The sequence below is a fragment of the Catenulispora sp. GP43 genome, from assembly GCF_041260665.1.
In the GTDB taxonomy this organism is placed as follows: domain Bacteria; phylum Actinomycetota; class Actinomycetes; order Streptomycetales; family Catenulisporaceae; genus Catenulispora.
In genome coordinates, this window is the sequence record NZ_JBGCCT010000007.1 from 196,188 (window position 1) to 209,509 (window position 13,322).

The 13,322-nt window shown below is 70.8% G+C and carries 11 protein-coding genes; 2 read left to right on the forward strand and 9 right to left on the reverse strand.

What is annotated here, in order from left to right; all coding sequences use genetic code 11:
- Positions 1–3 precede the first annotated feature (3 nt).
- From ABH926_RS16655 to ABH926_RS16690, 8 genes are all read right to left on the reverse strand, one after another.
- Positions 4–483, reverse strand: coding sequence for a GntR family transcriptional regulator (locus ABH926_RS16655; protein WP_370366498.1), 480 nt, complete (start codon positions 481–483; stop codon positions 4–6).
- Between the two features lie 156 nt (positions 484–639).
- Positions 640–2,946: a phospholipase gene (locus ABH926_RS16660; protein WP_370366499.1), complete on the reverse strand. Its 2,307-nt coding sequence runs from the start codon at positions 2,944–2,946 to the stop codon at positions 640–642.
- Positions 2,947–2,960: 14 nt separating this feature from the next.
- Entirely contained in the window at positions 2,961–4,097 is a 1,137-nt protein-coding gene (locus ABH926_RS16665; protein ID WP_370366500.1) for a Tat pathway signal protein, read from the reverse strand.
- 283 nt (positions 4,098–4,380) lie between these two features.
- On the reverse strand, positions 4,381–5,796 hold the full coding sequence (locus tag ABH926_RS16670) for an MFS transporter (protein WP_370366501.1): 1,416 nt from the start codon (positions 5,794–5,796) through the stop codon (positions 4,381–4,383).
- Positions 5,797–5,921: 125 nt separating this feature from the next.
- Positions 5,922–6,311, reverse strand: coding sequence for a roadblock/LC7 domain-containing protein (locus ABH926_RS16675; protein ID WP_370366502.1), 390 nt, complete (start codon positions 6,309–6,311; stop codon positions 5,922–5,924).
- A gap of 101 nt (positions 6,312–6,412) precedes the next feature.
- On the reverse strand, positions 6,413–6,589 hold the full coding sequence (locus tag ABH926_RS16680) for a hypothetical protein (protein ID WP_370366503.1): 177 nt from the start codon (positions 6,587–6,589) through the stop codon (positions 6,413–6,415).
- On the reverse strand, positions 6,586–7,434 hold the full coding sequence (locus tag ABH926_RS16685) for a hypothetical protein (protein ID WP_370366504.1): 849 nt from the start codon (positions 7,432–7,434) through the stop codon (positions 6,586–6,588). Before ABH926_RS16685 ends, ABH926_RS16680 begins: the two co-directional genes overlap by 4 nt.
- Entirely contained in the window at positions 7,431–7,730 is a 300-nt protein-coding gene (locus ABH926_RS16690) for a hypothetical protein (RefSeq protein ID WP_370366505.1), read from the reverse strand. The genes ABH926_RS16685 and ABH926_RS16690 overlap by 4 nt, the downstream gene beginning before the upstream one ends.
- A 199-nt stretch (positions 7,731–7,929) precedes the next feature.
- On the opposite strand from ABH926_RS16690, the gene ABH926_RS16695 reads away from it, so the two are divergent.
- Positions 7,930–8,295: a hypothetical protein gene (locus ABH926_RS16695; RefSeq protein ID WP_370366506.1), complete on the forward strand. Its 366-nt coding sequence runs from the start codon at positions 7,930–7,932 to the stop codon at positions 8,293–8,295.
- A gap of 241 nt (positions 8,296–8,536) precedes the next feature.
- Here ABH926_RS16695 and ABH926_RS16700 read toward each other — a convergent pair whose 3' ends face one another.
- The gene (locus ABH926_RS16700; RefSeq protein WP_370366507.1) at positions 8,537–10,210 is read right to left on the reverse strand and encodes a phosphodiester glycosidase family protein; all 1,674 of its coding nucleotides are present in this window, start codon (positions 10,208–10,210) and stop codon (positions 8,537–8,539) included.
- Between the two features lie 193 nt (positions 10,211–10,403).
- Between ABH926_RS16700 and ABH926_RS16705 the strand changes: the two genes are divergently transcribed.
- Positions 10,404–13,298, forward strand: coding sequence for a BTAD domain-containing putative transcriptional regulator (locus ABH926_RS16705; RefSeq protein WP_370366508.1), 2,895 nt, complete (start codon positions 10,404–10,406; stop codon positions 13,296–13,298).
- Positions 13,299–13,322 lie beyond the last annotated feature (24 nt).

Below are 13,322 nucleotides of genomic sequence, written 5' to 3' on the forward strand. Positions count from 1 at the left end.
CGCTCACGACGCGACCGCCTTCGAGGTGCCCGTCGTCCTCGTCTGCCCTGTCTGCCCAGTCTTCCCGGCACGGAAGTCGTGCAGGGCGCTCGTGAACAGGGCCACCATGCCGTCTTCGTCGAGTCCCGCCTGGTCGGCAGAGCGCATCCAGGCTGTCAGGGCCCGGTGCAGTGCCTGCTGCTCCCGCAACGGCGTGGTGCCGAGCGTCCCCTCGATGAAGGTGCCCTGGCCGGGGCGGCCGACGGCCAGCCCCTTGTGCTCGAGGTCCCGGTAGGCCTTGAGTACCGTGTTCGGATTGATCGCCAGTCCGGCGACGACATCCTTGACCTTCGGCAGCCGGTCGCCGGGCTCGAGGTACCCCAGCCGAAGCGCGTGTTCGACCTGGTGGACCAGTTGCAGGTAGACCGGCACCCCCGAACCCGGGTCCAACCGGAACTCGATCGGCGATCCCTGGTCTTCGCTTACCTGTTTATCTATCCCCATAGTTAAAGGGTTATGCGACAGTGCTCTGCTGTCAAGGCGTCGGCGAAGGCTGTTTTCCCCGTACTGCACGGCTCCGGGCGCCGCGGTCGCATGCGCGGCGCCCGGACCAGCGCGAATCAGGTCACTGACGAATCGGACCAGTGGCGAATCAGACCTCTACTGCACCACGATCCCGATCGCCGCCAAGCACTGCGCCGTGTTGTTGTCGGCCGCCGCGACGGCCCCGAACAAGCCCGTCGCCTCCTGGCTCTGCGGACTCGGTGCCTGCAGCGTGAACGACTGCGTGTCCGACGTGCCCGTCCCGCTGCCGAACACCTGGCTCACCGCGCCGCTGCGCTGGTGGAACCGGATCTTCGTGATGTACCTCCCGCCGTACCAGGTGCCCCACTCGCCGGACACCCCGACCAGGGGATCGGTCTGGCTGAAGGTGACCGTCGTCTTCGTCGCGCTGCCCGGCGGCACCCCGTTGCCGCCACGCAGCGGATCGATCTTGCCGTCCGCGTGCGTGGCGCGGATGCCGTCGACGATCTCGCCGGAGTACACGTCGATGCTGGAGATCCGCTGCGTCGAGGACGTGTCGTCGAACGGGGTGCCGGCGGCTCCGGCCGGTCCCAGACGGAACACCGGCGCCGGCGGGTCGTTGTCCGCCGTCCGCGCGTGCGGCCCGGCGTACTTCCACAGCGGCTCCCAGTAAACCTTCAGCAGTTCGGCCACCGCGTCCGGTCCCTCGACGAGGTAGTCGAACTCGGCCAGCGAACCCGGGTAGAGGTTGTCCGAGCCGACGACGTACGCCTCGTCGTCGATGATCATCACCTTGGCGTGGTTGCCCGGTGCGGACGGCACCTTGTTGTAGATGTAGCCGCTGGCGTTGAGCACCGACATCGCCGCGCTGCCGATCACCCCGTGGCTCGGCGGCTCCTCGCTGAGCGGCGGCTGCTTGAGGGTGGCGGTGTACCCCTCCTTGGGGAGGTTGGGCCACTTGTAGGTGTCGCCCTCGATGGTGTTCGCCGCCGGCACCTGGTCGGTGTAGTAGAACGGCGCCACGAACAGCCGCTTCAGGGCCTTGGCACGCAGGCCCCCGGGGTCGGGCAGCGGGTTGTCGGTCGCGACGTCGTGCGTCATGTAGTACTTCATCAGGTCGAAGGTGCGGACCGCTCCGGACCCGAACGAGTACTGGTCGCCCTCGGCGCCCGCGCCGGCGTCCAGCGGCGAGACGACCACCTGCACCGTCAGATCCTTGTTCGCCAGCAGAGCCTGGAGCACCCACTGGCAGACATGGTGGTCCGACCAGTTCTTCTTCCACGCGCTGACCAGGTCCATCTGCGACATCTTGATCGACCGCTTGGCATTCAGGATCAGCTCCTTCTTCATGATGTCGGAGGCGCCCTGGAAGTCCGAGGTGGTGCGCCAGTACTTGCCCAGCGCCAGCATCCCGGTGGCCGCCTTGTACTCCGTGAGGCCGGCGTACGGCGGATGCACGACCCGCAGCGGGAAGCAGTCCTGAACCAGCTCGGGGAGCTGCTGCAGGTCCCGAGTGTGGAAGTCGCTCGGCGGCGGAGGCGGAGGCGGCGGGGTCGGCGGGGGAGTGGGGTTGGACTCGTGCCAGCGCACGATCGCCGCCTGCTGGGCGGCCACCCAGGCCGCCGCGTCCTTGCCGGTGAGCGGGTTGCTCGGGCGGGACTTGGCGGGATCGCGGCTGTTCCACACCAGCTTCGAGGTGTCCAGCTGCTCCTGCGAGAGCAGGTCGCCGCCGGCCGCCCACAGCTGGTCCAGCAGGCCCTGCGCGCCGGCCGCCGCCGGACCGTGGACGACCGCGGAGACGTCGTGGACCGGCGGGTAGCTGCGGAACAGGTCCATGTTCAGGTTGTGGCCGCCGGCCAGGGTCGTGATGCTGTCGCAGACCACGATCTTGGAGTGGTTCCAGGTCATCTTCGACCCGTCGCCGCTGAACATGCTGTCGTTGCCGAAGACCTTCAGCTGCAAGGCGTCCAGGAACCCCTCGCGCAGCGAGTAGAACCGCCCCAGCCAGATGTCGGGCATCCGCTCCCAGGCCTGGCCGCGGTCCCGCACCAGGCGGATGAGCGCCTGCTTGAACAGCGTGTAGTACGGCGTCTCGGTGACCGGATACAGCGGTGTCTGGCCGAACAGGAACCGGAACTGCGTCGGCGCGGTCCGGCCCATCCGGGTGCTCAGCGCGGTGTCCATAGCGCCCAGGACGATGCCGGCCCAGGCCGGGTCCGGCGTGTTCAGCGACGAGATGTCGCACCGGTACCGGGCGTTCTGGACGACCTCCTCCAGCGCCGTCTCGAAGTCGGCCTGCCGGTTCCACGCCTGGGGGATGATGGCCTGCCCGAACGGCAGCCCCCACACCCGCGGCGTGTCCATGAGGCGCAGGTAGTTGGCTCCGGTGCGCTGATGGTAGTAGTTCCGGATCTGCGCTTCGACGTTGTCGATCTCACTCATGGCTTCTCCCCCTCCTACAGAAAGGTCCAGTCGACCCAGCCGGCGCCCTTGCGCGCCGCCGTCACGGGATACGTCTGCCGATACGGCGGGTCGCCCACCACGTCTTCGAGGTAGTACGTGTTCAGCGGGTTCAGTCCGGAGATCGAGGAGACCTGGCGCACGTAGGGACGCCCGGGCCGCACGCTGTCCCGCAGCGGCCCGCCGCCCATGTTGTCGAACACCGCCTGGTCGAGGTTGATCTCCTGCCGCAGCGGCAGCGAGTAGGTGTCGACCGCCGACGCCACGCGGAAGTCGGACCCCCACTTCGTGAGGTAGGCCCGGGCCAGCCGGTAGACCAGCTCCGGCACCCGCGCGGCGCTCGCGTTGACGTCGGCCGGGTCGTACTCCCCGTTGCCGGTCATGTTGCCGGCGACCGTCGCGTGCCGGCCCCGGCAGGCGAACAGCTGGTAGTTCGTGGGCTGACGCATGCCGTTCTTGGCCGCCGCCAGCGGATCGGTGAGCTGGTAGTTGTCGGCCAGGTCCTGCCAGCCGCTGCCCAGCTTCAGCGTCTGCGACGTCCCGGCCATCTTGGCGTTCGGCCGCGGCACCAGCCCGTTGAATCCGGTGTCGAGCATGTCCCACGCCGTGACGCCGACGTAGTCGGCGACATTCGGGGGCAGCTGGGTGATGATCCCGTACCAGTTGCCCGGCCCCGGGACCGCGTCGATCGCGATGATCCGCACCGGGATCTTCTGCACTTCCGCCGAGCCGTACGCCTGCAGGAACCAGGCGGCCATGACGCACTCCATGGCGCCGCGGCTGTGCCCGATGAAGTTGAACGCCTTCGCGCCGCTGCGTGCGGCGAGGTTCGCCGCGTGCAGCGCGAGCGCGGGGGCGTCCTTGCCGGACAGCGCCGTCACCGTCGAGTGCTGATCGCCGCCGGAGTACTTCTGCGTGGCCTTGAGCAGATCGGAGGGAACATTGAGCGGACCGGTCAGGACCAGAGGCTCGCTGTTGTTGCGCGGCACCGCCCAGTCGTTCTCGCCGCAGCCCCGTACGGTGATACTGGGGCTGGTCGCCGTCAGGCTGCCGGCGAGCTCCAGATGGATGCGGACCGGTATGTAGCCCGTATCAGGACTGTAGATCGCCTTGTCGCTGCCTGGGCGCGACACTTCCCCTTCGTCCCGTGTGCATGAGGTGCCGCTGAAGCACACGGTGAACACATCGGCCATGGATTCCCTCCCGTTCCCCTGGCAGACCCGTCGCCTGCCACGAACGTGCTTTACCCGGCATATGCACCTATAGCGGGCATCAATTCACAGTTCACCGGGACGGGTGACAGGACTTCGGGCATCCCCGGGACGCGGGGGGAAGCAGGCTGCTGTTTCCTCCGGCGTCGCGATCACGGCCGAGCGAGCCGAGCCGCGCCGAGCTGATCCGCTCGGCGTGGCGGGGTCAAGGGCGCGCGACAGCCGCGCGCACACTCCGTACGCGTGCGCCGGCATCGCGATGCATTCTCAGGGCAATGACCGTCACGCCCAAGGAGACCACCGCGAGGATCAGAAACGCGACGGTGTAAGCGGTTCCCGCGCTCGGGGTCCCCGGCAGCAGGTGTCCCAGCGGTCCTCCGGCGCGCAGCGCGACGGTGCTCACCGCGATCGCCAGCCCGGCGCTGATCTGGTTCGCGGTGGCGCTGATGGCGTTGGCGTCGGGCATCTCCGGCGGTGCCACGTCGCTGAAGGAGACGGTGCTGAAGGCGGTGAGCGCCACCGAGCGTGCGATCCCGCTGAGCAGTACCAGCGCGCAGGTCAGCACGATCGGCGTGCCGGCCGTGAGCAGGCCGGCCGCGGCCATCGCCGCGGCCATCACCAGCGTGGAGACCACGAGCACCGGCCGGAAGCCGAAGTGGTTGAGCAGCGGCGTGGTGGCCGGTTTGATGCCGATGTTGCCCACGAAGATGAACAGCACCACCGAGCCGGACTTCACGGCGCTCCAGCCGAAGACGTTCTGGAACAACAGCGGCAGCAGGAAAGGGCCCGCGCCGACGACGATCCAGAACAGCGAACCGCCGCTGACCGCGGCCCGCAGTGTGGCGATTCGCAGGACCCGGAGATTCACCAGCGGGGCCTCGGTCCGCAGCAGGTGCCGGGTGGCCGCGGCGAGCAGGCCGGCGGACGCCGCCGCGGCGGCGATGGCCGGGCCCCAGGAGATCTCCGTGTCGGAGAACAGGTGCGCGGCGTAGGTGAGGCCGCCGAGGCCCGCGGCTGTGAGCACGACGCCGATCCGGTCCAGGCGCGGCGGCCGCTGCGTCGGCGTCGCCTCGACCAGCCGCCAGCCGACGGCGAAGGCGACGACGCCGAGCGGGATGTTGATGCCGAACAGCCACGGCCAGGACGCGTAGGTGGTGATGAGCCCGCCGGCCAGCGGTGCCACGACCGGCGCCATCAGCCCGGGCCACACGACGTACGCCATGAGCCGCATCAGATCGGACTTCTCGGCGCCGGCCAGCACGATCAGCCGGCCGACCGGCACCATCATCGCCCCGCCGAAGCCCTGCAGCACCCGCATGGCGATCAGCACCGGCAGGGTGGTGCTCAGCGCGCACCCCAGCGAGGCCGCGGTGAACACCGCGATCGCGGCGAGGAACACCGGCCGCGTGCCCCAGCGCCGGGTGAGCCAGCCGCTCAGCGGTATCAGCGCGGCGAAGGTGAGCAGGAAGGATGTGATGACCAGGCCGATGGCGGCGGAGCTGACGTGCAGCGATCGCGCCATCCGCGGGGCGGCGGTGGTGACGATGGTGCCGTCGAGCATCTCCATGAAGAAACACCCGGCGACCAGCAGGGCTTTGCTGCGGTGCGACTTGTCGATCATGCGCGGTGCCTTCTGTGCGGGGCCAGGCGGGAACCCGGGCGTTGGCTTTAGAGTAGACGCAACGTTGCGTCTACTCAAGCCCGCCCGCACCGCCGGCCGCCGGCGTCCGGCGGCCGGCGCCCCTCTCAGCCCGCGGCCGGCCCCGCCAGCAGCTTCCCGAGCACGTCGACGGCCCCCGGCAGCTCACGCCGCAGGCCCGCCAGATCCAGCCCCTCGTCGCCGACGACGGCCAGCAGCGTGTGCTCCCCGATCGCGGCGAACACCACGTGCCCGCCGGCCGCGCGCACGACTGATTCCCGCAGGCCCCCGAGCCCGAGGTGCGCGGCGGTGCGCGAGCCCAGCGCCATGCCGGCCGCGCACAGCGCCGCCAGCGATTCCTGCTCGCCGGAGTCACTGTCGGAGGCGACGAGCAGGCCGTCGGAGGTGGAGATGATGCTGTCGGTGATGCCCACGACCTTCTCGCGCAGTGCTTGGAGTTCGCTGATGAGGGCGGTGGACGATGACGGTGGCTTCACAGCATGCTCCTCAGCATGTGCAGCCGTGCGGCTGAACGTCGCGCGGCCGATGTGGCGGTCGGCGGGTGAGCGGTCCGAGAAGGTGAGGGGGTGTCAGGGAGTCAGGGAAGGCGTTTGAGGACGTCCAGGAGGTGGCGCACCGTCTGGTCGGTCGGCGGTGTCACGCTGTTCATGCCCAGGCCGGGTTTCTCAGCCGTGCGCGGTACGCGGCGTGGCAGGAGGGGATTCCTCGTCTCGGGCGCGTCTGCGTCGTCGGTCTCGTGCTCCGTGTCACTCATGAACTGCCCTTCCCTTCTGTGGATTCACTTCCTGCTCCGTCTTCGCCGTGCCGGTCGCGGCGCTGCCGGCGCGGTAGTACGTGCGTCCCGCCCGCCGGGGCCTGCGCCTGGGCCGGCGCAGGGGCCGGCGTCGCATGGCGCGCGGTGATCGGCAGTGCGGCGGTGCGGGGCGCCTCCCATTCCACGAGGCGCCGCGCCCGCAGGCGGGCGATGGCGAGCATGGCCGGGAACACCCCGCAGCCCAGGAAGAACGCGATGTCCCGGGGCGTCCGCCGGCCGTTGGCGGCCAGCAGGACGGCCTGCTGCCGCGCGCTGAGCGTTCCCGGATCGATCCGCGCGGCCGGCCGGCACCGGACCGCGGCCAGCTCGGCCGGCGAGGCTCCCCAGCTGTGCGACAGGGCATTGATACGCCGGGTGGTCTCCTCCGCGAGCGTGCGCGGCGACTCCCCGGGGCAGGCCGCCAACTCCGGCGGCACCGCGGCCTCGTGCACCGTCCAGCCCCCGGCCGGGTTCAGCGCCATGGCGAAGGCGGCGTCGTAGACGGCCGCGATGCAGACGGCCTCGAGTTCCCCTTGGCCGATCAGGCCGAGTCCGGTGAGGACGGCGTTCAGGTCGCCCTCGCGCCCCTCCGCCGCCGCGTGCCGGGTGACCGCGGCGGCCCAGCCGGCCTCGTCGATCCGGCCCGAGCGGATGAGAAGCGTCTCGACGGACGGGGCGTTCGGCGTGTCCACCGCGATGACCAGCCCGTGCCGCAGATGGATCGTCCCGCCCGGGACCCCGGACACCTCGACCGCCCCGGTGAAGTTCTCGGCCAGGAGCTTCGCGAACAACGCCGGGACGCTCATGTCAGGATGCTCCCCGCGAGGTCGGCGGCCTCCCGGACCGCCAGGGCGAGGTTCGAGCGCTCGCGGTCCAGTGCCAGCACGACCACGGCGGTGTTCAGCGGTGCGCGGCCCGGCACCGTGTGGACCACCTCGTGCAGCCGGCTGCCGGTGACCACGACGCTCTCCAGCTCGCCGGGCGCCCCGGCCGCGTGCAGCCCCTCGGTGACCAGGGTGAGGAGTTCGGCGATCTCGTGGGCGTCTCCGAGCCCTGAGAAATCGCCCGCCGCGCCGTATGCCAGACCCGTGACCTCATCCACCAATGCGGCCCCGATCACTCCAGGAGATTCACACGCTGCGGAGAGCGACATTTCGAGTCTGGGCACCTGAACCCCTTCACTTCGCGATAAGTGCCACGTTACTTTAGTCGTCCGCCGGTGCGCCGGGCGAGCTAGGATCCTTATGCATGCGAGATCGTGATCAACGGCCTTGAACTGAATTCCGGAGTGAGGAAGTCCCATGAACATCGAAGGCGCACTGAAAGAAGCGATGACGGTCGACGGCGCCCTCGGCGTGGCCCTCGTCGATTACGAGAGCGGCATGGCGCTCGGCTTCCTCGGCGGCGGCCCGTCCCTGGACCTGGAGGTCGCCGCGGCGGGGAACACCGAGGTCGTGCGGGCCAAGATGCGCACCCTGGCCCGGCTCGGGCTCAACGAGGCCGTCGAGGACATCCTCATCACCCTCACCGGCCAGTATCACGTGATACGCCTGCTCCAGAGCAGCGGCGGCGCGCTGTTCCTCTACCTGGCGCTGGACCGCTCCCGGGCGAACCTGGCCCTGGCCCGGCACGAGCTCAAGCGCATCGGGTCGCTGCTCGAGGCCTGAAATACCGGACAGGGATATCCGGCCATGAATGACGCGAACTAAATCCGCGCCGACTATTGGACGGCGAGGGTGATTGTCGGCGGTGCCGGGGCGGCGTGGAAAATGGCGCGGAACCCCGGCGCCCGGACTTTTTCGCATGGTCCTGACATAACGCCGCCGCCGCGACTGCCGGTGAGACCGTCGCGGCGGCGTGTAATAGCAGGACACTGATTTATCGGCGTCCCGCCCGCTCCCGGGAGTGTTACGGAAGCACCTGAACCGTGTCCCCGACAGGCCGCTCGCCGGTCGCGTCCGAGGTGTTGTTCACCAGCTGCCCGTCGACGGCCATCGCGGTGGAACCGCCGCCGTCCAGGTTCAGCGCCTGCACCGCGCCCAGCGAGCGCATGAACTCCGCCTCCTCGTACAGCGTGAAGCCCTCGCTGCCGGCGGTCAGCCGGCCGTCGACGGTCACCAGGATCAGCTCGCCCCTGGCGTCCACGCCCGCGATCGTGCGCGGCTGGCGCGCGTCGGCCCACTGGTAGTTGTACGACAGGTCCCGCGGATCGACGACGCCCTCGGTGGCCGCGTCGATGTCGATCCGGCCGTCGCGCACCAGCACCGGCGCGGCGCTCACGACGCTGTCCCCGGCCCCCAGGTGCAGCCGCCGCCCGGTCGGGGCGTCGGTCACGGATTCGTCGACGGTGAGCCGGTGCCCGACCGCCGCGTGCGCGCTCAGCCAGTCGGCCGAGGTGCCGATGCCCTGCAGCACACTGCCGCCGGCCGGGACCGAGCCGCCGCGCGCGCCGACGGAGACGACCTTGCCGGAACCGTCGAGCGCGACCTGGGTGCCGGCCCCGCCGGGCAGCGCGGCCGCGAACTCCGGCGTGAACAGCACCAGGTCGTCGGCCTCGGTGCAGGTGATGTCCTGCACGGGGTGCGTGGTGGGCACGGAGCCGGTACGGCCGCAGTCGCGCAGCAGTCCCGGAACCCGGTTCACACCCTGGATCTGGAGGGTCGAGGCCCCGGAGCGGACCGTCGCGGTGCTGCCAAGGTTGGCCACTTGGAAGCGCTCGCCGCCGTCCTGGATCACCAGCGCGCCGCGGGCGCCGGAGGACAGGGACTCGAGCTTGCCGTCGTAGACGCCGAGCCCGGATTGCGTGCCCTGCACGCCGTCGGCGTTGGAGGTGATGAAGAACCCGCCGTTCACCCCGACCAGCGACCCCAGCTGCGCCGCGACCGAGGACGTGGTCAGGCGCTGCGCGACGTTCCCGTCGTGGGTGGCCTCGACGGTGCCGCCGAACGTGCGCGGGTTGATCACGGCGACGTGGATGTTCTCCACGTCCGCGGGGGTCTGGACGTCGTACCCGGTCCACTCGCTGATGGCGGTGAACCCGGCCGCCTTCACCGCGGCCAGCTCGGTCCCGGCGGCGGCCTGCGTCGGGAACTGCCCGACCCGCACCCGGTACCCCATCAGGCCGTGCTGGGTGTCCGCGTAGCCGGGCCAGCGCACCGCCTCGACCCGCGCCTGGATGCCGTGGGTCTGCAACTGCGCCGCGGCGGCCTGGGCCCAGGACTGCGACTCGACCTCGGCGTTGGCCGGGTTGCCGGTGATCGCGCTGGTGGTCGGCTGCTCGACGGTCACGGTCCAGAACGGCGTCACGCCGGCGTTCTTGATGGTCACGGTGCTCACCCGCACACCCGGAGCGACGCTCTTGGTCGTCCACTGCTCCTGTCCCAGACCCCTGACGAACGCCGAGCCGGCCGCGCCGGCCAGGGCGGAGTCGGCAGTCGGGGCGGTGTGCGCCTGGGCCGCGGTGGCGCTGTACGCGCCGAGCGGACCGGCCAGGACGAGTACGGCCGCCGCCGTGAGCGCGCCGCGCCGGCGCGTCCGGGCCGATAGGGCCGATAGGGACGAGTGGTCTTGCTGCTTGGACATGGAACTCCCTGACTCGGTGATCGGAGAAATCAGAGTCGAACAGGCTTAACGGGTTGTTGAGCTCGCGCGACGGGGCGGGGAATGACCGGCGACTGAACGAATGAGCAAACAGCGAAGGCAGCCACGGCGTAACCTGTGTGCCGCTGTCAAGACTGTGGGCAGGCGGCTTGTTCGCACAACGGGAGGCACAGTCGTGCGTTTCGCCATACTGGGACCGACAACGGTGGACGACGGGGCCGGGGTCACGGCGCTGCCGCCGGGCATCCCGGAGGCGGTGCTGGTGGCGTTGCTGCTGCACAGCCCGCGCGCGGTCCAGCTCGACGTCCTCATCGACGCGGTGTGGCCCGAGCGCCCGCCGATGGCGGCGGTGGACTCGTTGAGGAACCACCTGAGCAGGCTGCGGCGGTTCCTGGGGCCGGTGGCCGCCGAGCGCCTGACGACGCGGCCGTCGGGCTACCGGATCGATCTGGACGGCGCGGAGTTCGACGTCGCAGAGTTCTTGGATCTGTCGCGGCAGGGCCGGCGGCTGGCCGAGGCCGGGCAGTGGGCCGAGTCGTCGTCGGTCCTGACCGCCGCGCAGGAGCTGTGGCGCGGCGAGCCGCTGGCCGGCCGGATGGTCGGCCTGGACCTCGCGAGCCGGCTGCACACGCTGCGCGAGGAGCGGTTGTTGGGGCAGACGGTCCGCATCGACGCGGACCTGCACCTGGGACGGCACCGCGAACTGGTCGGGGAGCTGCTGGACCTGACGGCGACGCAACCGCTGCACGAGCCGGTGTGGCGGCAGCTGAGCCTGGCGTTGTATCGCGCGGGACGGCAGGCGGACGCGCTGGAGGCGTTCCGGCGTCTGCGGTCCCTGCTGGACGAGCAACTGGGCGTCGAGCCCTCGGCCGAGCTGCGGGAGCTGTATCAGCGGATGCTGCAACAGGATCCTGCGTTGCACTTGGACCATGCGGATACTGATTCAGGGAGCAACGAGGTGGCGGTGCCTGCCTCGCCGGCTGCCGAAAAGGCTCCCGTCACTGTCGCCGTGGCCCAGCTCCCGGCGCTCATCGGCGACTTCACCGGCCGCGACGAGCAGATCCGGCTGCTGCACGAGGCGCTCACCGTCCGGTCGGGCCGGGCCGGCCAGGTCCCCGTCGCGGTGATCACCGGCGGCGGCGGTCTGGGCAAGACGTCGCTGGCGATCGCCGCGGCCCACACCATGTCCGGCCTGTTCCCCGACGGAAGCCTGTTCGTGGACTTGCACGGGATGGACGCCGCGACCCGCGATCCCGCCGAGGTGCTGCGGCAGTGGCTGGTGGATCTGGGGACCCCGTCGGAGTCGGTACCGGTGGACGCCGAGGCCCGCCAAGCGCGTTTCCGCAGTCTGACGCACGCCAAACGGCTCCTGGTCGTCGTCGACAACGCGCGCAACGCCGCGCAGGTGCTTGCGCTGCTGCCGGCCTCGCCCGGCTGTGCCGTCCTGGTCACCAGCCGCTCCCGGCTGGCCGATCTGCCGGCCACGGCGCGCCTGGACCTGCAGCCCTTGTCGGCCTCCGAGGCGCTGAGCATGCTGGAGGAACTGGTCGGCGCCGAGCGTCTGCGGGCCGAGCCTCAGGCGACCGGCGACATCCTGCGGGTGTGCGCCGGCCTGCCGCTGGCGCTGCGCATCGTCGGGGCCCGGCTGCAGGCTCGCCGTTCCTGGCAGGTGCACACGCTCGCGACCCGGCTGGAGGACGAGCACCGGCGGCTGGACGAGCTGAGCATCGGCGATCTGGCGGCCCGGGCCAGTTTCGAGGTGAGCTTCCACGGTCTGCCGTCCGGCACCAGCCCGGAAACGTCACCGGCCCGGGTGTTCACCCTCCTCGGTCTGGTGGCCGGCCCGGACATCACCGGCGCCGCGGTCGCCGCGCTGGCCGGCGTTCCGCTGGACGACGTGGAGGACGCCTTGGAAGTCCTCCTGGACTCGCACCTGGTGGACAGCGTCAGTCCCGGCCGCTACTACCTGCACGACCTGTTGCGGGACTTCGCCCGCGAACTCGCGACGCCCGCCGCGAACGAGAGCCCTGAGCACGCCTCGGACCGTCTGTCGGCACTCGGCCGGCTGCTGCACTGGTACTGCCACACGGCCTCGGCGGCCGCCGACCAGCTGGCGCCCCGGACGGCCAAGTGGGGGCTGCTGTCCCGGATCCCGGCGGCCGAGGCGGTGCCGAGCTTCGCCGGCCGCGACGTGGCCTGGCAGTGGTTCGTGGACGAACTCGCCAACCTGCAGGCCGCCGTGGCCTCCGCCGAGGCGCACCTGCCCGGCCCGGAGGCCTGGGTGCTCGCCTCGCAGCTGGTCCTGTTCTTCACCCAGGGCAGCCGCTGGGCCGAGGCGGCGGCGACCTTCGGCGTCGCGCTGAAGTCGGCGCAGCGGGACGGGGATCCGCTGGCGCGGGCCCGGATGCTCAGCATCCACGCGTACGCCCTGGGCCACCTCGAACGGCACGAGGAGGCGCTGGAGTCGGCCCGCCTCGGCGTCGAGGCCGCCGAGCTGATCGGCGAGCCGAAGCTGCTGATCATCGCGTACAACGCCCACGGCTGGGTGCTGCTGAAGGCCGGGGACGCGCGGGCGGCGGTGGGCGTCCAGCAGAAGATGGTCGACGTCCTGCGCACCACCGACCAGCCCGAGCGCCTGGCCGCGGGCCTGGCCGACCTGGCCGAGGCGCTGGCCGCCGACGGCGAGCACAGCGCGGCCGCCGCGTGCCTGGAGGAGGCGCTGCCGCTGGCGCGCATGGCGTCCACGCGGTTCATCGAGGCGTACGTGCTCAACGCCATGGGAGTCGCGCACGACGCCAACGGCAACGCGGCCCAGGCGGTGTCCCTGCTGACCGACGCCGCGCAGCTGCGGGCCTCGATCGACGACCGCCCCGGGCAGGCCGAGAGCCTGCTGCGGCTGAGCAGGGCCCTGGCCCACCTCGGCCGGACGGAGGACGCCGCGGCGATCTGGAACGAGGCCTCGGCGCTGGTCGACGAGATCGGGAGCATCCGGCTCATCGAGCTGCGTGCCACGCTGGAGAAGGAGGAGAAGGAGGGCGCCGGCGCGGAGGACACGGCCTACAATAGGTGACACTCATCATCTATCCGGACGGAG